Here is a 20,562-nt window from a genome sequence, read left to right on the forward strand (position 1 = left end):
CAAAATGCACGCCTTCCACGGATAGTGCATGACGCCGGCAGGCGCGGTAAGTTCGCGCTTGCGTCTCACTCATCCAAGGCTAGACATGACGTTCACTCGTTACGCGCGCGGGCTCACGCTCGCGCTGATCTGCACCTTGTTGCCCCTCGCTCAAGCGTGGAGCTTCACCATCGAGCAGGTGCGCAGTTATGCGTTCCCCGAGTCGCTGATCGCGGCCAGACAAGGCTCGCAAGTGGCCTGGCTCGTCAACGATCACGGCCGGAACAACATCTGGGTGGCGAACGGGGCGGACTTCGCGGCGCGCCAGCTCACCAGCTACGCAGTCGACGACGGACAAGAAATCAGCAGTTTGTTGTTGACGGATGATGGTTCGCGGATCGTCTACGTAAGAGGCGGAGAACACGGCGCGAACTGGGACAAAGGGTTGCCGGTGAACGTGTTGTCGCATCCCGCCGGTACGAAGGTGGAGGTGTGGAGCGTCGCGGTGTCGGGCGGTCAACCCGTGCGCCTCGCGGAAGGCGACTATCCGGCGGTCTCACCTGACGGCCGCAAGGTTGCGTATATCAAAGATGACGCCGCGTGGATCGTTCCTTCCGATGGCAGCGCCGAGGCGAAGAAACTGTTTACGGCCCGCGGCCGAACCGGATCTCTGCAGTGGTCGCCGGATGGCACGCGACTGGCGTTTACATCGTCGCGCGACGCCACCACGTACATCGGCATCTACTCCGACGAGAACACTCCGATTCGCTGGATCGCAGCCGACGTCTATCGCGACGGCACTCCGACCTGGTCGCCGGACGGCAAGCAGATCGCCTTCATTCGTCGCTTGGGCGACGGGGGCGTGCCGCCGCTGGCGCTGGAGTTCGAGGCGCGGCCGTGGTCGATCTGGATCGGCGATGCGCAGACGGGAACGGCGCGGGCGGTTTGGAACAGCGGTACGACGTTGCGCGAGACCATGTTCCAGGGATTCCTGGAATGGGCAGCCGGCGACAGGCTGGTGTTCAATTCATATGCCGATGGTTGGCAACATTTGTATTCGGTGGCGACCAAGGGCGGGACGCCGGAGTTGCTCACACCGGGCAACTACATGGTCGAGGACGCGACGCTCAGCCCCGATCGCAAACGTCTGGTGTTCGCGGCCAACACGGGCAGCGACAAGGACGATATCGAGCGTCGTCATCTGTTCCAGACGCCGGTCGATCGTGCCAAGGTCACGCCGCTCACGTCGGGTGCCGGCTTGGAATGGGCGCCGGTGCTCACCGGCGACGATCGTTTGTTGTTCCTCAGTGGCACGGCCACGCGTCCGCCGGTGCCGGCCACGCTGGCGAAGGATGGCAAGCCGAAGCTGATTGCGCCGGAGCTGGTGCCGGCGAAGTTTCCGATGGATGAACTGGTGACGCCGAAGCGCGTGACGTTCCAGTCGGCGGACGGCGTGACGGTGCACGGTCAGTTGTTCGTACCGAAGAAGGTCAAGGGCAAGCGGCCGGCAATCGTTTATCTGCACGGTGGCCCGCAGCGGCAGATGGTGCTCGGCTGGCACATGATGGGTTACTACTCGAACGATTACTCCATCAATCAATACCTGGCGCAGCAGGGTTTCGTGGTGCTGGCGGTGAACTATCGGCTGGGCCCGGGTTACGGCTTCGACTTCCATTTCCCCGCGAAGGCCGGGCAGCGCGGCGCGTCCGAATATCAGGACGTGAAGGCTGCGGGTCAGTACCTGCAATCGCTGTCCAATGTGGACCCGAACCGGGTGGGAATCTACGGCGGCTCCTATGGTGGCTATCTCACCGCGATGGGGCTGGCGCATGACTCGGCGTTGTTCAAAGCCGGCGTGGACATCCATGGCGTGCACGACTGGATTCTCCAGTACGGCCTGAAAGACCTGCTGACGCGCAAGAGCTATCAGATGCCGGCCGATGCCGAGCAGGCGCTGGAGGCGGGCTGGGCTTCGTCGCCGATCTCGGCGCTCGCCGGCTGGAAGTCGCCGGTGCTGTTCATCACGGGCGACGACGATCGCAATGTCAGGGTGACGCACACGGTGGATCTGTGGCGTCGATTGCGAGACACGGGCGTGCATCAGGAGACACTGATCCTGGTCGATGAGACGCACAGCCTGCAGCGTCATGAGAATGTGCTGAAGGCGAACGCGGCCACGGTAGAATTCCTCGAACGCTTCCTGGGGAAGCCAGCACAAGAGTGAGGGGAAGACTATGTGGCGATCCGTGGTCCTGGCTGCGGCATTGATGCCGGCCATTGCGACGGCGTCCACCAACATCGATGGGGGGTGGCAGCGGGCGGGCGAGGCGGCTCTGGTGGCCGCCGAGCAGGAGCGCGCTGCTCGCAATATCCCTTCGATCGCGGTCGGTATCGTTACGCGTGACGGGTTGGTGTGGTCGGGTGGCGTCGGTCACCCGGACGCCGAGGGTAAGCAGGCCGTCGATGCGAGCACCGTCTATCGCATCGGCGGACTGACTCAGGCGCTCACGGTCGAGTTGGTGCGATCGCTGGCGGCCGGCGGCAAGCTGGATCTCGACGCGCCCGTGACTCGCTATCTGCCTTCATTTCAGCCGCGCAATACGTTCGGCGGCGAGATCACGGTTCGACACCTGCTCGAACATCGCAGTGGGCTGGTTCGCATGCCGCCGAAAGGCCATCACGCGGACCTCGAAAGCGCGACGCTTGCGGAGACGGTCACGAGCTTGAACGCGACGGCGCTCGTGTCGCAGCCGGGGGCGGCGGTCAAATATTCCGATGCGGGCTACGCCGTGCTCGCTCATGTGGCCGAAGTGGCGGGTGGCAAACCGTTCGATCAGTTGCTGGCTGAAACGGTGCTCGCGCCGCGCTCCATGACGCAGACCTCGGTGCGAGCGGATAAGAATGCGCTGGCCGTCGCCACGATGGCTCCATTCGACGGCGAGCGATTCGCGCCGGCCGTGTTCGATTCGGGCGTTGCCGCCTCGATGGGCGCGCAGTCCAGCACCAAAGATCTCGCCCGGTTCACGCAGGATTTGCTCGGTCGTGAAGCGACTGCCCTGAGTGGCGAGCGAAGCACGCTGGATCGTCACGATCTGGTTTCGCTGAGCGGCGCGACCTACGGCTACACCGCGGATTTGTCGGTCTTCCCAGCCGACGGTTTCGCGGTCATCACGTTGATGGCGATCGACAGCGCGCAGCCGGTGCTCAAACGCGTGCGCGACTTCACGGCGCGACAGGTCATCGCTGCGAAATCGAAGCAGCGTCGGCCGACGTCGGAGTCGAGCAACAAGGTCACCGTCGACACGGCGCATCGCCTGCAAGGTCATTACAGCGATGGTGCCCACAGCCTGGACATTCGTATCGTCGATCAGCGACTGTTCGTCGAAGCGCCAGGCGTGGCGGCCGAGTTACGTCAGCGTGGCAGTCGTCTCGTTGTTGACGACCTCGCCGTATCTGGCGACGAGCTGCAGGTCGACTCGAAAGCGCGCTCCGTGACCTTCCGCGGAGCGACCTATCAGCGCACGAATTGGGAACGACCGTCTGAGCCGGCTGCGGATCTCGCGGGGCTCGTCGGCGAATACGGCTGGCCGCACAACATCCTGCGCATCTACGAACGCGACGGCGAGGTTTATGCGCGAGCCGAGTGGTCTCAGCACTACAAGCTCGAGCGGGCAGGGAAGGATGCTTATCGATTCCCGGCTGCGGGTTTGTATGCGAATGAAGAGTTGCGCTTCATGCGCGACGAACGAGGTCTGGGCGCGGCGGCGAACCTGAGTGGCGTCGTGATGCCTCGTCGCGATCTCGGCGCCGAGACGGAAATTCGTAGCCGCGCGAACGCGCCATTCATCGCCGCGCTCGTGGCGAATGCACGCAAGATGACGCCGCCGACGCAGCCCGCAAAGCTGCGCAAGCCCGACCTGGTCGAGGTCAACAAGCTCGAGCCGAGCACCAAGCTCGATGTGCGTTACGCGACGACCGAGAACTTCATGGGCGCGCCGTTCTACAACTCGCCGCGCTTTTTCATGCAGCGTCCGGCGGCGGATGGATTGATTCGTGCGCATCGCAAGCTCGCCGAGCAAGGATTTGGCATCGTGCTGATCGATGGCTATCGGCCGTGGTACGCGACCCGAATGTTCTGGGACGCCGTACCGCCGGAGAGCCGGCCGTTCGTCGCCGATCCGTCGCAGGGCTCGCGACACAATCGGGGTTGCGCGGCGGACATCAGCATGTTCGATCTTGCGACCGGCCAGACTGTCGAGATGGCGGGACGCTATGACGAACCGTCGGCGCGCTCGTCACCGTTGTATGTGGGCGGCACCTCGTTGCAGCGCTGGCGCCGTGACCTGCTCAAGAACGCGATGGAAGCCGAAGGCTTCGATGTCTACGTCAACGAGTGGTGGCACTTCGACTATGGCGAATGGCGGAACTATCCCGTCATGAACGTCGATTTCAACGAGATCGGCAGCGCCAACTGAAGCCGTGCCGTCATTCTACCGGGCCGCGCTACTCGAATAGCGCGGCTGAGAGAGTCCTGCGAGGCACTGGCTTACCATCTTTCATCACGAACGTGACAGCGGCCAACGCGCGGGCATCCGCCAGCGGGTTGGCCGCCGTCGCAATCAAATCCGCGTATTGTCCTTTCGCAATCGAGCCGCGCTCGGCTTCCAGCTTCATCACTCGCGCGGCGTTGGTCGTCATCGCTTTGACGATGTAGTCGGAGGGAATGCCGGCATCGATCCAGCCCTGGATGAAATCCAATGTCATGCGGCCACGATCCCGGCCGCCGAGATCCTCGGTGACGTCGGTGCCGAAGGCGAGCGGCACGCCGATTTTATAAGCGCGTCGCAGGCGTTCCACCTTGGCGCGTGCGCTGGCTTCGGCGGCGGCAGGGTTGGGCAGATTCAGTAGCGGCACATGACTGATCGGCCGGTCGGTGCTGACCAGATACACGCCGCGTTGTTTCATGAGTTTGAGCGTGGCATCCGAGACAGTGTAGCCATGCTCGATGCTGTCGGCGCCGCCGAGGATGGCAGGGATAGCGGTGAGATCTTCCTTGGCATGAACCGCGAGCGTCAAGCCAACGCGATGGGTCTCCTCAGCAGCGACGCGGATTTCCTCTTCGGTGTAGATGCCGTGCGTCTGGCCTCGTGGGTCGGAGACGAGTTTGATGACGCGTGCGCCATAGAAGATATTCGTGCGCACCGCTTTGCGAACCTCATCGACACCGTCGGCATCGATGTATTCGTAATGCCAGCACGGTCCGACTTCGACGGGCGCGCTGTCCTGTTGGGCGCCAAAGGGCGCGATGATCTTGCCCGCGTTGACGATGGTCGGGCCGACGAATAAACCGGCCTCGATGGCCTTGCGCAAGTCGGTATCGACGTAATTGCCGGCGTTGCCCAGGTCCCGAACGGTCGTGAAGCCGGCGGCCAGCATATCTTCAGCTCGTCGCATTCCCATGAGCGCGCGATAGCCGTTGCCGTGCTCCACGTAGTTCGCGCACAGCGTGCCGCTGTAGTCGTAGCTCAAATGCGTATGCAGATCCATCAGGCCCGGCGATACCCAGCTGGTCGACAGGTCGATGACTGTCGCCGGCGCGGGTGAGGGCATGCGTTCCACAACATCGACGATCTTCTTGCCGTCGATGAGCACGATGCGGTTGTCCATGACCGTGCCGTTGGCGGGGTCGACGAGATGACCGACCTTGACGGCGATCGTTTCCGCCGACGCGGAGGTGGCGAGCAGGAGCGAGGCGAGGGCGACTCGGAGCTGATTCACTCGGGAGACTCCAAAAAAGCGGGCCGGCGTGCAGCGCCGGCCCGGTCTGACTGCGAGCAGATCGTTACAGGCTGGCGCGCAATCCCAGCGAGATGTAGCGACCGAGCAGGTCGTACAGGCCCGGATAGGTGCCGCCGTTGGAGTACGAGAGGATGTAATTGGCGCCGATGATGGGGGGCGTGCGATCCAGGACGTTGTTGATCGACAGACTCACGTTCACCTTGTCGCGCATGCGCCAGTTGGCCGCCAGATCGAAATAGTTCTGGGCGCTGATCGACGCATCGACCGGCGGAATCACGCCACCGATTTCCGGCAGCGTGCGGTCCGACTTCACCGAGCCGATGTAACGCCAGCTCAACGACACATCGATGTCCATCGGCGTGTACCAGGTCGCGCGCAGCTTGTGTCGCCAGTTCGGCGAGGGCTGGCCGCATGTGGTGCCGAAGGTTTCGGCGCAGTCGTAGCTGCGAACATCGGGCAGGGCTTCGATCTCGCGCTTGTCCAGCTTGGTGCCGGATAACGCGAGTCCGATGCTGCCCATCGCGATGGGACGCGTGTAACCCACGTTCACGTCCAGGCCGGACGTGCGCAGCGAGCCGGCGTTGGTCAGACGGCCGTCGATCACGCCTCGGTTGCCGATCCACAGCGAGCCGGATGTCGGATCACGCTGCACCAGATTGCAGTACACGGGATTGCCGGTGGCCACGCACTGGCTGAGCGACAACGCGCCGGGCACCGAGCTCACATAGCCTTCCACTTCGATGTCGAAATAATCGAGCGTGATGTTGAGACCCTCGAGCCATTCGTTCGGTGTGAACACCAAGCCGACGGTCGTCGTGTCCGCGATCTCGGGCCGCAGGTTGGGATTGCCGCCGGAGACGAAGCTGTACTGGCCGCTCGGATTGGGAGCGATCGTGCCGTACTGTGCCGCCGTCACGCCCGAGTAGGCGCAGTTGGCAAGCGACGCAGTCGGTGTGGCACCAGCGCAGGGATCTTGCGTCGGTGTCAACGTGCGCGTCTGCGCTGTGAACAGTTCGACCAGCGTGGGCGCTCTCACTGCGCGGTTGTAACCGCCACGGAAACGCAGCGTGCGCGTCGGTGCCCACTCGCCAGCAAATTTATAGGCTTCGGCTTCACCGGCGGTGCTGTAGTCCGACTTGCGATAGCCGGTTTCCAGTGCGACCGAATGCATCAGGAAATGATCGGACACCAGCGGGATGCGCAGCTCGCCGAAATATTCCTTGATGTCGATGGAGCCCGAAGTGCCACTGACGACAGTGCCTTCGATTTCGCCGCGGCGGAAGGCATCGTCCGGGCTGTGCACCAGTGCTTCACGACGATATTCGGGGCCGAACGCGATGGACACGCCTTGATCGGTCCAGGGCAATTGCACGCCGTACTCGCCGAGATTGCCTGAGATGGACGCTGCGATGATGCGCTCGGTGGTCGAGCCCGTCTGCAGCGCGGTCAACGACATGTATTCGAGCGCTTCTGGCGTCACGCCACCGATGGCGAACGGGTTGTAAACGACGCAACTCGGGTCGGCGCCGCTGAGCGTCGAGGCGCAGACAGCTTCACCTGTGAGCGGATCGGGAACGCTGTCGATGGCGCGGGCGATGCGTGACTGCGCCAGCATGTTGCCCAGTTCCAGGTCGTACTTCGTGCGACCGTATTGAGCGTACACATCGTAGTTCCAAGCGGTCGCGAACTCGCCTCGCGCACCGATGACGGCGCGGAACGATTCATGCTGAATGTCGAACGGACGCAAGCCGCCCTCGACGTTGCGACGATACACGGTGACCGGGGCAGCGTCGTTAGCTCCGAATCCCTGCTGAGTACACAGCACGTTGACCTGATCGGCGCTCAACAGAGGGCTGTCGCAGCTGATGTCGTAGGTTCCGTAGACGCCGTCGGGTGCCTGCTGGCGCAACGACTGATTCCGCATGTAAGTGATATCGGAATACAGATCGACGCTCGGGTGCAACTGGTAGTGCATGAGTGCGCCGGCCACGTAGCGCGAGTCCTCACGCTGCAGGACGTTCGAATCGGCGAAGTTATAGGAATCGCCGTCGGTATACGGACGGAGCAGCCCGCTGCCGGAGTCGATGGTCAGGAACCGTCCATCGACGGGAATCAACAGTGCCGGCGCCGTGCCTGCCGAGCCACCGCAGTAGTGACCGGCGGCATTGGATTGCACGACGCAGGAGCTGAAGTCGCGCTTGTCCCAGCTCACGCCATCGATATTTCTATAGCCGAGATACGCCGTGACGTTGCCGCGACCGTCGGCGGTGTTGGCGCCGAAGGTGATGTTGAAGTCCTTGGTCCAGCCGTCATAAGCGCTGCCGGTGGCGGGCGAGTCGCCACGAGCGCGCACCAGATTCTGGATGGAGCTGTCGTTCTTGTGATTGTAGACGCCGATCGAGGTGTCGAAGGCGATGCCTTCGAAATCGCGCTTCAGGATGAAGTTGACGACACCGGCCACGGCGTCGGAACCATAGACCGCGGACGCGCCGCCGGTCAGCACATCGATGCGCTCGACCAGTGCGGTGGGAACGTTGTTCAAATCGGGCGCCGGGGTCACCGGATCGCCGGGCAGCAGACGCTTGCCGTCGATCAGCACCAGGGTGCGTGACGGGCCGAGCTGTCGCAGGTCCACGGTCGCGGTGCCGTTGCCCAGACCGTTGACGTGGCCGTTCTGGCTCGGGCTGATGGCGGGCAGGGAGTTCAGCACATCTTCGATGCGCGTCGCGCCTTGCAGCTGAATTTCATCGGCGGAGATGCCGACCACCGGACTGATCGCCTCGCTGCCGGCGTGCCGAATGCGCGAGCCGGTCACTACGATCTCGGCGACTTCGGCTTGGTCGGCTTGCAACGAGTCACGACCGGTGACGCCCGGCTGAGTGGTCGCGTTGGAAACAGGTTTGACCGCGATGGTTTTCGCATCGACCTTTTCATAGGTGAGGCCGGTATCGCGCAGCAGTTGAACGAGCGCTTCATCCGCCGTCAGCGTGCCGTGCACGGCCGGCGCCTGTTTGTTCTGTGCGTCCTGTGAGAAAACCAGAATCTGCAGATTGGTCTGCGCCGCCAGTTGCTGAAGCGCTGCGCCGACCGGTTGTGAATCGATGTTGATGGCGTGTCGTGCCGCGTCCTCCGCGTGCGCGCTCTGTGCGATCACGATCGCGACCGCGGCGCGTGCGGACATTGCGGCGAAGCTCGAAGCTCGTGTTCTCATTCCGTCTCCCCGTTTTTGAAATCGTTCCGGGGGCTAATGACAGGTCGAGCTGCTGATTTGGTCCCCGCGGCCTTCGGTCAACTGGATCAGTAGCGAGCCGTCGGACTGACGGATCGTTTGCAGATTGCCGGCGGCGGACAACGAATCGGTGAAAGTGCGGATGCTGTCGGAATCGAAGGTCGCTGTGATGCAGACGTGCGCCAGCTGCGGATCGGCGATCAGGATCGGCTGCGGGCTGTAACGGTTGAACTCGGCGACGACGTCGGTCAACGGCGTGTCTTCGAAAACCAGGCGACGTTTGGTCCAGGCGGTCACGGTGTCGAGGTTCGCCTCGTGGGGCCGCGTTGCAACTTTCGTTGCCGCTGACAGCGTCAGCGCCTGTCCGGGCGTCAGCATGACAGGTGCGGAATCGTTGGAGCGATGGACGGCGACACTGCCTTCGAGCAGCGCGACAGTTGTTTCGCCATTCTTCACACGGACGTTGAACTGCGTGCCGAGCGCTTCGATGACGGCTTGCGGAGTCCGCACACGGAACACTCGCGACGTGTCCTTCGCGACTTCAAACAGCGCTTCGCCATCGTCCAGCTGGATTTCACGCAGCTTGTCGTCGATGCGAGTCGACAGCTCGGAGCGCACGTTGAGCTGGATGTGTGAACCGTCCTTGAGTACCAACGAGCGTTGTTCGCCCGTTTCGGTTCGATAGCGTTGCGAGCCGGAAAGTTTGGAAACGATAGGGTAGGCGATGATGGCGAGCGCCGCCGAGGCCGCCGCCGCGATCAACCACGGTCGCCGGCTCGTGCGCGGCTCTTCAATCGTTTCGATCGCATCGACCGACTGACCGTACAGCGGCACGACATTCGGTGACTGCGTGGCGCTCGCGGCTTCTTCGATCAACGCTGCCACATCCACCGCGTTGAACTCGGGGGAACGTTTCAAGTCGCCGTACAGACCGGCGAGGCGCAAGAACTCCTCGACGTGCACCGGCGAACGGCGCAGCCAGTCGGCGAATTCGGCCTGGCGCTCGGGCGACACATGGCTCGCCTGCAGGTCGACAAACCACTCGGCGGCGGCCTCCGCGACGCCCGTATCCTGGGATCCGTCCTTTCGCTTGAATCTCACCGGCAATGCTCCTGTCACATGTCCTGCGGCAGCGTTGCGCGCAGGGTGGCGTAGGCCGTGAGCAGATAACGTTTCACCATCCTCGGTGTCACGGCCATTTCCTTCGCGATCTCTTCGTAGCTCAGCCCATCGCGAATTTGCAGCACCAGTGCCGCACGGACCGGGGCGGGCAGACGCGCCAGCTCGACGCCGATCCGTTGCGAGCGCATCGATGCAAGCACGTGCCGCTCGGGATCGTCCGACGAGGTCAGCTTGTCGACTTCCTCGGAGTGATGCGGACGGACCTGCCGCGCCTTGAAGCGCCACTCATGCAGCAGGTTGGCGGCGATGCGTAGCAAATAGCTGCGCGGCCGGCGCACCAGATCGAGTCGATCGACGCGTGCCAGCCGCAAGTAGACCTCTTGTGCAAGATCCTGCGCGTCGGCCGGTGTCGCCATCCGCCGCGCCAGAAACTTGATCAGGTCGCCATGCCATTCGTCGGCCCAGGCGGCGATCTGCCTGGACCACTCTGAAGATGTCATGTAAGCCCCAGCCCCCCGTGAACCATGACGGGGGCAGGCGCGATTTCGGTCCCCAAATAAATTTGTTTACGCGGGCCGCCACGCCGTGAAAGCCTGCGCGCGCTTTTTTCGCTGCCGGGGGACGCGATGATTCGACGATGCATGCTGACTGTGGTGCTGGCCGGATGTGCGCTGTTGGGCCTGTCCGCGCAGGTACATGCGGCCGCCGATTGGATGCGTCCTCAGTTCGACGTGCGCATTCCGATGCGTGACGGGGTGGAATTGTCGACCGACTTGTGGATGCCGGCCAAGCAGGGAAAGTACCCGGTGATCCTGATGCGAACCCCGTATTTGAAGACCGAGACGGAATGGCTGATGGCGCCCGAGCTCGGCGAGCTCTTCAGCAAGCATGGCTATGTGCTGGCGGTTCAGGACACGCGCGGCCGTGGCGATTCCGACGGCAAGTTCGGGTATCTGTTCGTGGAAGGCGACGACGGCTACGACAGCATCGCCTGGCTGGCCCGTCAGCCCTGGTCGAACGGCAAGGTGGCGACCATGGGGCCGTCGTATCTCGGCGCGGTTCAGTGGCTGACGGCGGCCAGACGCCCTCCGCAGCTCAAGTGCATGGTGTCGACGTCGGCCGTGGGCCGGCCATTCGATGAGCTGCCGTATGTTGGCGGAGCGTTCCGCATGGACTGGGCCTTGCATTGGCTGAATCGGACCGCGGCGAAGGTGGCGCAGTTCGACAGCGATGCCGCCAAGCTCGACATGGATCGCATCGATGCGCATCGGCCGCTGCTGACGATGGACGATGCCTATGGCCGGCACATGCCCATGTATCGCGACTTCATGCAGCACTCCACCATGGACGATTACTGGAAACGGATCTATCTCACGCCGGCGGATTTCGCGCGCATCGATCTGCCGGTGCTGCACATCACGGGTTGGTTCGACTCGGCGATTCCCGGCAGCATGTTTTATTGGCGCGGCATGGCGGAGCATTCGCCCGCGAAGGATCGTCAGTATCTGATCGCGGGGCCGTGGACCCATCGTCACACCACGACGGGTGGGGTGAGAAAGGTGGGCGAGTTGAATTTCCCGGAGTCATCCATCGTCGACTTTCGCGAGCTGCATCTGAAGTTCTTCGATCATTGTCTGAAGGGCACCGCGCCGACGTTCAATTTCCCACGCACGCGGATCTACGACACGGGCACCAATCAGTGGCGCGATCTCGATGGCATCCCGCATTCCAAGAGCAAGTTGCAGCGGCTGTATCTGAGCGGTCGCACTCTGCAATGGCACAAGCCCGGCAATGAGACGCCGGACAGTTACGTGTTCGATCCGCTGAATCCGACGCCTGCGTTCGTCGATGGTTATCACTACGCGATCGACTATCAGCACATCGAGAAGCGGCCCGACGTGCTGACGTATTCCAGCGAAGTGCTGACCAGGCCGGTGACCGCGACCGGGCCGGTGTTCATGAATTTGTTCGCGGCCACCGATGCTCGCGATACCGATTTCGTGGCGCGACTGATCGATGTGTGGCCCGATGGCCGGGCGGTCAAAGTGGGCGCGACGCCGGCGGGTGTGTTGCGGGCTCGCTATCGCAAGGGGTATGAGCGCGAGCAGTTGCTGGAGTCGTCAGCGCCGCAGGAATATCGCATCGAGCTGTTCGACATCGCGCACACGTTCGTGCCCGGTCATCGGATTCGTATCGAGGTGCTCAGTGGCGCGGTGCCTTACATCTATCCGAACTCGAACACGGGCAACCCCGTGGCGACCGACACTGAGTCGCGGCCAGCGAAGCAGACGATCTATCACGATCGCAAGCGGCCCTCGAATGTGGAGCTGTGGGTGGAGTAACGCCCCCACCTTCGCGACGATTCAATCGGTGGAACATGCGCCTCGAATGTGGGCGCTCGAAATGCAATCGGTTAGGAACGAGCGTGGAGCGGTGGGCCGGCTGACTGGCCCACCGCTCCGCAGGGAATCAACGATCGAACGGCACCGGCGCGAGCCGGCCGAAGTCTCCTTGTTTGCTTGCCGCCAGGTAGGCGGCGACCGCGTAAGCCGCGACGCTTTGGTCGAGCATCTTGGCGTCGACCTTGGCGAGCGTGTCGTTCATCGTGTGGTGCACGTCGAAGTACAGGCTGGCATCGAGCACCGGATCCAGCACGGGCACGCCGAGCGCGCGGAGCGGGCCAATGTCGGCGCCACCCGATGCGGTGTTGATGCCGCCTTCGACAGGCACGGGCAATGGTTGCATCACTGCACGCATCTTTTCGACGGCGCCGAGCGATTCGGGCGCGACTTGAGTCTCGAGCCGAATCACCGGGCCGATGCCGGTGTCGGCTTCCATCGCCAGCACGTGCTTCGCCTGCTCATCGCCAATCAAGCGCGCATATTCCCTCGCGCCTGACAGCCCGAACTCCTCGTTGGCAAACAACACCACGCGAATCGTGCGCGACGGTTTGCGGTCCAGGCGTGAGATCAAACGCGCTGCTTCGACGACGATGGCGACGCCCGCGCCATCGTCCAATGCGCCTTGGCCCAGATCCCACGAGTCCAGATGCGCGGCCAGCAGCACGATCTCACCGGCGCGATCGGTGCCGGGAATCTCGCCGATCACGTTGGCCGACCAGGCGGGCGGCATTTCGCGCGCCGTGGACTTCACTCGCAGCCGCGTCTGTTTGTTTGTTTTCAACTGACGCGACAAGGCGTCGGCATCCGGATTCGACAACGAGAAGGCCGGGATGCGAGGGGCGCTCATGTCGTACACCATGCGACCGGTGTGAGCGAACCGTTCATCGGAGGTGCCGATCGATCGAATCACCAACGCGACGGCGCCGAGATTGCCGGCCGCGCTCGCGCCCAGCACCCGATTCTTCACGGTTGTGCCATAGGAGGAACCGTCTTTGGTTCGTTCCATGCGCTGGTTGATGAAGACGATCTTGTTCTTGATGTCGCCGGCTTGCATCGCGTTGAGTGCCTCCAGCGAGCCGACTTCGACGACCTGCGCTTCGATGCCTTCTTCCCCAGTGCCGATGCTGCCGCCCAAGGTGGCGGCGACCAATGTCTGTGCCGCCGGTCCGAGCATCGTGACTTCCGTGGTACCCCGGACCCAGCGGGGCACGAGCACGTCCTGGGTGCGCACGCCGGTGAAGCCCAATTTGCCGAGCCGGTTCATCGCCCAGCGCACAGCCGCTTCGTCGCCGGGGGAGCCGGCGAGGCGCGGACCGACTTCGGTGACCAGCGAGCTGACGTGGTCGTAAGCCGAGGTTCCTTTGAGGGCCCGGTCGCGCAGGGCCGCGGCCGTTGCCAGGTCAGCATCGGTCCAGTCGGTCACCGGTACGTTCTGGGCCCGCACGGGGAGTGCCGCCAGCTGAACGGCCAGGACCGCGAAGAGCGCCAGAATCCTGGCGGGTCGGGGAGCCATGTCGAGCATCCAAACTCCTAAATTGTGGATCCAGCAGGGTTATGTAGCGTTGTCGTATATACTGCCGCCCGTGCCCGGCCGTTCGGGTACAGGCCGGGAACCTCAAGCGGAACAGCAAGGATACCAATGGGGCGGCAACGAGGCGGGAGTTGACGATGAGCGCCAAGGGGTCATGGGAAAGGACATCGAACTAGCCATCCTGTTTGCCGATGTGGTCGGCAGCACGCGAATCTACGAAGTCATGGGCGACCTGCGCGCGCGTGACATGGTTTTAACCTGCGTGGAAATCATGCGGGCCGCCACCGAGCAGAACCACGGCACCGTCATCAAGACCATCGGCGACGAGATCATGGCCACGTTCCCCACTGCGAACGACGCCATCAACGCCGGCAGCCGCATGCAGCACGATATCCGCATCCATGCCGAGCTGAAGGTCGAAGGCCAGCCCATCGCGATCCGCATCGGCGGTCACTTCGGCCCGGTGGTGCTCGAGAACCGCGACATCTTCGGCGCCGCCGTGCATACCGCGAATCGCATGACCAGCCAGGCCAAGGCCGGGCAGATCATGGTCACCAGCGCCATGGTCGAGCGCCTCGCGCCCGAGTGGCAGTCGGCCGTGCGTCAGATCGACGTGGCCACGCTCAAGGGCAAGACCAGCGAAGACGAATTGTTCGAGGTGCTGTGGCAGAAGGAAGATGCCACCAGCATGCTGCCGGCGATCGCGCTCGGCGCCACGGCGTCGAGCCGCGACAAGCAACGGGCGCGGCGCTTGCGGTTGCGGTTCCAGGGGCAGGAAATCGTCGTCGACGAGAACCGTGCAAACATCGCGATCGGTCGCGCGGAAGAGAACGACATCGTGGTCAAGGGCAATCTGATCTCACGCCTGCACGCGAAGATCGAGCTGGTCCGCAATAAATTTCAGCTGGTCGATCAGAGTACCAATGGTACGTTCGTGACTACGAGAGAAGGAGAAGAGGCCTTCGTGCGCCGGGATTCGATGCAGCTGAAGGGCGAGGGATTGATTGGCTTCGGCCGGGTGCCGGAGAACAATTCGTCGCTGACTGTTCGCTACGTCTGCGAAGACTAATAACGCCGCCGCCGTCTTTCTTTTTCAAGCGTCGCGCCGGTACGGAGTGGTGCTCAGGTCGTTCAAGTGTCGCGCCGTACGGAGTGACGCTCAGGTCGTTCAAGTCTCGCGCCGGTACGGAGTGATGCTCAGGTCGTTCAAGCGTCGCGCCGGTACGGAGTGACGCTCAGGTCGTTCAAGTCTCGCGCCGGTACGGAGTGATGCTCAGGTCGTTCAAGTGTCGCGCCGGTATGGAGTGACGCTCAGGTAGTTCAAGCGTCGCGGCGGAGCGGCGCGCAGGTGGCATAAAAAAGCGGCGGTACCGTTAGGCACCGCCGCTTTTATTTGGCGGGTATCAGGCCGCGTTGGCGGCTTCGAGGCGCTTGGCCACGCCCTTCAGTTCTTCGCGCAGCTGACTCGGCACGCGGCTGCCATATTCATCGAGGTACTTACCGATCGCATCGACTTCCTGGCGCCACGCGGCGGGGTCGATGGACAGCAGGGTCTCGAGCGTGGACGCGTCCATGCCCAGGCCGCTGACATCGAGGTCCTGCTTGCGCGGCACGAAACCGATCGGGGTCTCGAGCGCCTCGGCCTTGCCTTCGCAACGATCGGCGATCCAACGCAGCACGCGCAGGTTCTCGCCGAAGCCCGGCCACATGAACTTGCCGTTGCGGTCCTGACGGAACCAGTTGACGTGGAACACCTTCGGCAGCTTGCTGGCGTTCTTGGCGTTGCCCAGTTTCAGCCAGTGGCTCCAATAGTCAGCGAAGTTGTAGCCGGCGAACGGCTTCATCGCCATCGAGTCACGGCGTACGACGCCCATCTGGCCCACGGCCGCGGCGGTCGTTTCGGACGCCATGCCCGCGCCGACCAGCACGCCATGCGCCCAGTCGCGCGCTTCATAAACCAGCGGCGCGACTTCGCGACGACGGCCGCCGAACAGGATCGCGGAAATCGGCACGCCTTCCGGCGCATCCGCGAGCGTGGAGTAGATCGGATTCTGTTTCGCCGACACGGTGAAACGTGAGTTCGGGTGAGCGGCCGGGCCGTTGCCGGTGTACGGCTTGCCCTGCCAATCCAGCGCCGGCTTGCCGGTCTCGAGACCTTCCCACCAGGGCTGGTTGTCTTCGGTCACCGCGACATTGGTGAAGATGGTGTCGCGCTGGATCATGTCGAAGGCGTTACGGTTGGTCTTGCGGTTCGTGCCCGGCACGACACCGAAGTAACCCGATTCAGGATTGATCGCGCGCAACTGACCCTCGGCATCGACGTGCAGCCAGCTGATGTCGTCGCCCAGCGTCCAGATCTTCCAGCCCGGCATGGAAGCGGGCGGAACCAGCATGGCGAGATTAGTCTTGCCGCACGCGGACGGGAAGGCCGCGGCGATGTAATGCGTCTTGCCTTCGGGGCTCTGCAGGCCCATGAGGAGCATGTGCTCGGCCAGCCAGCCTTCTTCGCGAGCCTGGTAGCTGGCGATGCGCAGCGCGTGACACTTCTTGCCGAGCAGGGCGTTGCCGCCGTAACCCGAGCCGACGCTCTTGATGGTGAGCTCTTCGGGGAAGTGCATGATGAAACGGCGGTCGGGATTCAGATCGCCGATCGAGTGCAGGCCCTTCACATACGTGTCTTCGCGCTCGATGCGCTTGAGCGCCGCGTCGCCCATGCGGGTCATCAGTCGCATGTTGACGACGACATACGGGCTATCGGTGATCTCGACGCCGCAACGGGCGAACGGCGAGTCGATGGGACCCATGCAGTACGGGACCACGTACATGGTCCGGCCCTTCATCGCGCCGGCGAACAGATCGTCGATCTTGCGATGGGCCTCGGCGGGCTCCATCCAGTGATTGTTCGGGCCGGCGTCTTCCTTGTTACGCGTGCAGACGAACGTCAGGTGCTCGACCCGCGCCACGTCCGAAGGGTTCGAGCGGTGCAGATAACAATTGGGATGGGTGTCCTGATTGAGCTTGATAAGATCGCCGCTCTCGAGCATCGCTTCGATCAGTGCGGCGTTCTCGGCGTCGGAGCCGTTACACCAGTGGATCGATGCTGGCTGGGTCAGGCGGGCGACTTCCTCCACCCAGCGTTTGAGCGATGCATTAGACGTGGACATTAGGGCGACAACCTCGCGGTTTCATGAAAACTCATAGATGTATTAGTGGTGGTGATTATACCCAGCGCCTTTCGCGCTGCATGGCTTGTCGAGTTCCTTGACGCGGCGTTGCTGCATAACGACGTCCCGAGCTGCGGAATCGATGCCAGAATCCAACGTATCTTGATGAAATCCCTAGTTTTAGTAATTGTGTGGCTGACAACGTTCGTCAGTCTTGCCATGGCGACAGAGCCGGTTGAGTTGCGCACGGAGCTGGTCGCGGAGGTGCGGGAAAGCGTCGCGGCCGCGGAGCGCCCGACCTTTCGCATGGTGCCAGCGACCCAGCTGTCGCAGGGCCAGGTTGTCTACTACACAGTTCGAATTACCAACCCAACGCCGGTGTTCGCCAATAAGGTCCAGGTCAGTCAGTTGATTCCCGCCAACACGTCCTATGTCCCGGGCTCGGCGGCCGGGCCGGGCGCGGACATCGAGTTCTCGATCGATGGCGGTCAGACCTTCTCGCGTCCCGAAACCTTGAAGCAGTCCGACGGCACCCGCGCGCCACCCGAGCGCTACACTCATATTCGATGGAGCCTGCGCAACCCGCTGGCCCCCGGAGCCACCGCGCTGGCCCGCTTTAGAGCTACCTTTCGCTGATGCAAGACTTCGAGGAAATCTTTGGCGCCGAGGGACCGCTGGCGGAGGCGATTCCGGGCTTTGCCACGCGCGATGAGCAGATCGCGATGGCCGAGCAGGTGTGGCAGGCGCTGCGCTCCAAGGGGCGGCTGATCGTCGAGGCGGGCACCGGCACGGGCAAGACGTTCGCGTATCTGGTGCCGGCTTTGCTCTCGGGCCGGCGTGTGATCGTTTCCACCGGCACACGCAATCTGCAGGATCAGCTGTTTCATCGCGACTTGCCGACGGTGTCGGCCGCGATCGGCCGGCCATCGCGTGTCGCTCTATTGAAGGGTCGCGCGAACTATCTTTGTCAGCATCGGCTCGAGATGGCCGAGCAGCAGGCTGTGTCGCGTGGTCTGCGGCGTGAAGTTGCCGTCGCGCTATCCAAAGTGCGGGCCTGGTCGAACGTCACCAAAGAGGGCGATATCTCCGAGCTCGCGCAATTGAGCGAATCGGATCCGGTGTGGCCGTGGGTCACATCCACTCGCGACAACTGTCTCGGCCCGGATTGTCCGTCGTTCGATCGTTGCCACGTGGTCAACGCGAGACGTAACGCGCAGGGCGCGGACATCGTCGTCGTGAATCATCACTTGCTGATGGCGGATCTGGTGCTCAAGGAAGAGGGCTTCGGCGATCTGCTGCCCGGCGCGGACGCCATCGTCATCGATGAGGCGCATCAGTTGCCGGAGGTGGCCGCGAACTTCCTGGGCTTCACCGTGTCGAGCCGTCAGATGCAAGCGCTGGCACGCGATCTCGCCAGTGAGTTGCTGCTCGCCGGGCCTCAGCAGGCGGTGTCGGCGGCATTCTCGCAAACCATCGATCGGCAACTCGTCGATCTGCAGGATTCGCTGCGCAGTCAGCGCGAGCGTTGTGAATACAAGGATTGGCCGGCACTTACCATCGAAGCGCTCGCCAACCTGCGCAGCTCGCTGGACGATCTGATTCAGTCGCTGACCGAAGCTTCGAAAGACAACACCGGGCTCGCGAACCTGCGTCGGCGCGCTTCGGAAGTGTCGAGTCGGCTGGGCGAGTTGATTGAAGAGGAAGGCAAGGCCGCGGTGCCGAGCGTGCGCTGGGCGCAGAGCTCGGGGCAGGGCGTGTCATTTCATTTGGTGCCGCTCGACGTGGCCGAGCAACTCGGTGACCTCGTGCAGGCAAACGCGGCCGCGTGGGTGTGCACGTCGGCGACGCTCGCGATCGGTGAAAGCTTCGATCACTTCATGCAACGAATTGGAATGCGTGATGCGCGGACCGCGCGTTATGGCAGTCCGTTCGATTACGAGTCGCAGACTCTGTTGTATCTGCCGAAGTCATTGCCGCCGCCCTCGTCGCCGCGCCATACGGTGAGTGTGGTCGACGCAGCGTTGCCGGTACTGCGAGCGAGTGGCGGTCGCGCGTTCATGCTGTTCACGAGTCATCGGGCGCTTCGCGAAGCCGCCGACTTGTTGTTGGCGCGCTTGGGGCCGGCGTTGCCGTTCCCCGTGCTGGTCCAAGGCGATGCGCCTCGCGAAGTGTTGTTGACGCGGTTCCGTGAGCGGGGCAACGCGGTGCTGCTCGGAACGAGCAGTTTCTGGGAGGGCGTCGACGTGAAGGGTGCGGCGTTGTCGGTGGTGATCATCGACAAGCTGCCATTCGCCGCGCCCGACGATCCGGTGCTCAAGGCTCGCCTCGACGCCATCGAGCGTCGCGGCGGCAATGCGTTCTTCGAAGAGCAAATCCCGCAGGCTGTGATCACCTTGAAGCAGGGCGTCGGCCGGCTGATGCGCGATCCGAACGACTTCGGCGTCATCATGCTGTGTGACGAGCGCCTGCGGACCAAGGGTTATGGGCGCATTTTCCTGGACAGCCTGCCGACCATGCCTCGCACCCAGAATCTGGTCGATGTTCAGCAGTTCTTATATGAGAGGTTGAGCGCCATCGGGCTCGCTCCGGATCCCGAGGCGATGAATCCCTCCACCGCGATTGACTGGCCATGATAATTGGAGAGGACCATGCGCCTGCTTGCCGTCGACACCGCCACTGAACGTTGCTCCGTCGCCTTGCGCCTCGACGGCCAGGTGATCGAGCGCGTCAGTGAGCAGCCGCGTGGGGCCGCGGATCTGGTGCTGCCCATGGTCGAGGCGGTGTTGAAGGAGGCGGGCGTACGATTGGCGGACCTCGACGGCATCGCTTACGGCCGGGGGCCGGGCGCGTTCACCGGAGTCCGCATCGGCGTCGGCGTCGTTCAGGGGCTGGCGTTCGGCGCCGGGCTGCAGACCGTCGGTATCTCGAATCTCGCGGCCGTTGCTCAGCAAGTCGCGGGGCCGGGAGATCGAATTCTGGTGTGCATGGATGCCCGCATGAACCAGGTGTACTGGTCGAGCTTCGCTCGCGATTCAGGAGCGGAGCTGGTTACAGCGCTCGCGCCGGAGCGCGTCGATGCACCGGATGCAGTCACCGACGGGGATTTCACGGTCCTGGCCGGTACGGGCTTCAAAGCGTACGCCTCGCTGCGCGCAAGATTGGCAAGCGGCACTCGTGTCGTTCACGAAGAGGCGTTGCCCAAGGCCAGCGACATCGCACTGCTGGCCGAAGCGGAGTTTCGCGCCGGGCGGGCCAAGCCCGCGAGCGAGGCCGAGCCCGTCTACGTCCGCGATCAGGTCGCCCACGTCAAAAGTGCCTGAGCAACAGCGCCGGCTG

Annotated in this window: 13 protein-coding genes; 7 read left to right on the forward strand and 6 right to left on the reverse strand. The window is 63.3% G+C overall.

Annotation, left to right across the window (positions count from 1 at the left end):
* Positions 1–85: 85 nt before the first annotated feature.
* Together EKO19_RS21990 and EKO19_RS21995 are read left to right on the forward strand one after the other, a co-directional pair.
* Positions 86–2,203, forward strand: a complete 2,118-nt coding sequence (locus tag EKO19_RS21990; RefSeq protein ID WP_129778648.1) for a S9 family peptidase — start codon at positions 86–88, stop codon at positions 2,201–2,203.
* A 10-nt stretch (positions 2,204–2,213) separates the two neighbouring features.
* Complete coding sequence (locus EKO19_RS21995) at positions 2,214–4,454, forward strand: serine hydrolase (RefSeq protein WP_129778649.1); 2,241 nt, start codon at positions 2,214–2,216, stop codon at positions 4,452–4,454.
* Between the two features lie 28 nt (positions 4,455–4,482).
* Here EKO19_RS21995 and EKO19_RS22000 read toward each other — a convergent pair whose 3' ends face one another.
* The 4 genes from EKO19_RS22000 to EKO19_RS22015 all read right to left on the reverse strand — a co-directional run bounded on the left by EKO19_RS22000 (position 4,483) and on the right by EKO19_RS22015 (position 10,629).
* On the reverse strand, positions 4,483–5,757 hold the full coding sequence (locus EKO19_RS22000; protein WP_129778650.1) for an amidohydrolase family protein: 1,275 nt from the start codon (positions 5,755–5,757) through the stop codon (positions 4,483–4,485).
* A gap of 64 nt (positions 5,758–5,821) precedes the next feature.
* On the reverse strand, positions 5,822–8,989 hold the full coding sequence (locus EKO19_RS22005; protein WP_129778651.1) for a TonB-dependent receptor: 3,168 nt from the start codon (positions 8,987–8,989) through the stop codon (positions 5,822–5,824).
* Between the two features lie 33 nt (positions 8,990–9,022).
* Positions 9,023–10,108 carry a FecR family protein gene (locus EKO19_RS22010; protein ID WP_175597154.1) on the reverse strand — a complete coding sequence of 362 codons (1,086 nt, stop codon included), beginning with the start codon at positions 10,106–10,108 and terminating at the stop codon, positions 9,023–9,025.
* 14 nt (positions 10,109–10,122) lie between these two features.
* Complete coding sequence (locus EKO19_RS22015) at positions 10,123–10,629, reverse strand: RNA polymerase sigma factor (protein ID WP_129778653.1); 507 nt, start codon at positions 10,627–10,629, stop codon at positions 10,123–10,125.
* Positions 10,630–10,755: 126 nt separating this feature from the next.
* On the opposite strand from EKO19_RS22015, the gene EKO19_RS22020 reads away from it, so the two are divergent.
* A complete protein-coding gene (locus tag EKO19_RS22020) occupies positions 10,756–12,471 on the forward strand; it encodes a CocE/NonD family hydrolase (protein ID WP_129778654.1) in 1,716 nt (571 codons plus the stop codon).
* Positions 12,472–12,598: 127 nt separating this feature from the next.
* Here the strand turns inward: EKO19_RS22020 and EKO19_RS22025 are convergent, their stop codons facing one another.
* Positions 12,599–14,044 (reverse strand): M20/M25/M40 family metallo-hydrolase, encoded by a 1,446-nt coding sequence (locus EKO19_RS22025; RefSeq protein WP_157995391.1) that lies wholly within the window; start codon positions 14,042–14,044, stop codon positions 12,599–12,601.
* 172 nt (positions 14,045–14,216) lie between these two features.
* Here EKO19_RS22025 and EKO19_RS22030 point away from each other — a divergent pair, with 172 nt between their 5' ends.
* Positions 14,217–15,131: an adenylate/guanylate cyclase domain-containing protein gene (locus EKO19_RS22030; RefSeq protein WP_175597155.1), complete on the forward strand. Its 915-nt coding sequence runs from the start codon at positions 14,217–14,219 to the stop codon at positions 15,129–15,131.
* 334 nt (positions 15,132–15,465) lie between these two features.
* Here EKO19_RS22030 and EKO19_RS22035 read toward each other — a convergent pair whose 3' ends face one another.
* A complete protein-coding gene (locus tag EKO19_RS22035; protein ID WP_129778657.1) occupies positions 15,466–17,226 on the reverse strand; it encodes a phosphoenolpyruvate carboxykinase (GTP) in 1,761 nt (586 codons plus the stop codon).
* Positions 17,227–17,445: 219 nt separating this feature from the next.
* Between EKO19_RS22035 and EKO19_RS22040 the strand changes: the two genes are divergently transcribed.
* The 3 genes from EKO19_RS22040 to tsaB are packed head-to-tail and all read left to right on the forward strand — an operon-like array spanning position 17,446 to position 20,546.
* Positions 17,446–17,862, forward strand: a complete 417-nt coding sequence (locus EKO19_RS22040) for a DUF11 domain-containing protein (RefSeq protein ID WP_157995392.1) — start codon at positions 17,446–17,448, stop codon at positions 17,860–17,862.
* Positions 17,862–19,859 (forward strand): ATP-dependent DNA helicase, encoded by a 1,998-nt coding sequence (locus tag EKO19_RS22045; RefSeq protein WP_129778659.1) that lies wholly within the window; start codon positions 17,862–17,864, stop codon positions 19,857–19,859. The genes EKO19_RS22040 and EKO19_RS22045 overlap by 1 nt, the downstream gene beginning before the upstream one ends.
* A gap of 15 nt (positions 19,860–19,874) precedes the next feature.
* Positions 19,875–20,546, forward strand: a complete 672-nt coding sequence (tsaB, locus tag EKO19_RS22050) for a tRNA (adenosine(37)-N6)-threonylcarbamoyltransferase complex dimerization subunit type 1 TsaB (RefSeq protein ID WP_129778660.1) — start codon at positions 19,875–19,877, stop codon at positions 20,544–20,546.
* The last annotated feature ends 16 nt before the right edge of the window (positions 20,547–20,562 follow it).

The sequence above is a fragment of the Peristeroidobacter soli genome, assembly GCF_004138485.1.
Classification (GTDB): Bacteria; Pseudomonadota; Gammaproteobacteria; order Steroidobacterales; family Steroidobacteraceae; genus Steroidobacter; species Steroidobacter soli.

Coding starts and splice junctions, on each gene's coding strand:
- EKO19_RS21990 (WP_129778648.1), top strand. CDS start 86: ATGACGTTCACTCGTTACGCGCGCGGGCTCACGCTCGCGCTGATCTGC.
- EKO19_RS21995 (WP_129778649.1), top strand. CDS start 2,214: ATGTGGCGATCCGTGGTCCTGGCTGCGGCATTGATGCCGGCCATTGCG.
- EKO19_RS22005 (WP_129778651.1), bottom strand. CDS start 8,989: ATGAGAACACGAGCTTCGAGCTTCGCCGCAATGTCCGCACGCGCCGCG.
- EKO19_RS22015 (WP_129778653.1), bottom strand. CDS start 10,629: ATGACATCTTCAGAGTGGTCCAGGCAGATCGCCGCCTGGGCCGACGAA.
- EKO19_RS22020 (WP_129778654.1), top strand. CDS start 10,756: ATGATTCGACGATGCATGCTGACTGTGGTGCTGGCCGGATGTGCGCTG.
- EKO19_RS22025 (WP_157995391.1), bottom strand. CDS start 14,044: ATGGCTCCCCGACCCGCCAGGATTCTGGCGCTCTTCGCGGTCCTGGCC.
- EKO19_RS22030 (WP_175597155.1), top strand. CDS start 14,217: ATGGGAAAGGACATCGAACTAGCCATCCTGTTTGCCGATGTGGTCGGC.
- EKO19_RS22035 (WP_129778657.1), bottom strand. CDS start 17,226: ATGTCCACGTCTAATGCATCGCTCAAACGCTGGGTGGAGGAAGTCGCC.
- EKO19_RS22040 (WP_157995392.1), top strand. CDS start 17,446: ATGGCGACAGAGCCGGTTGAGTTGCGCACGGAGCTGGTCGCGGAGGTG.
- EKO19_RS22045 (WP_129778659.1), top strand. CDS start 17,862: ATGCAAGACTTCGAGGAAATCTTTGGCGCCGAGGGACCGCTGGCGGAG.
- tsaB (WP_129778660.1), top strand. CDS start 19,875: ATGCGCCTGCTTGCCGTCGACACCGCCACTGAACGTTGCTCCGTCGCC.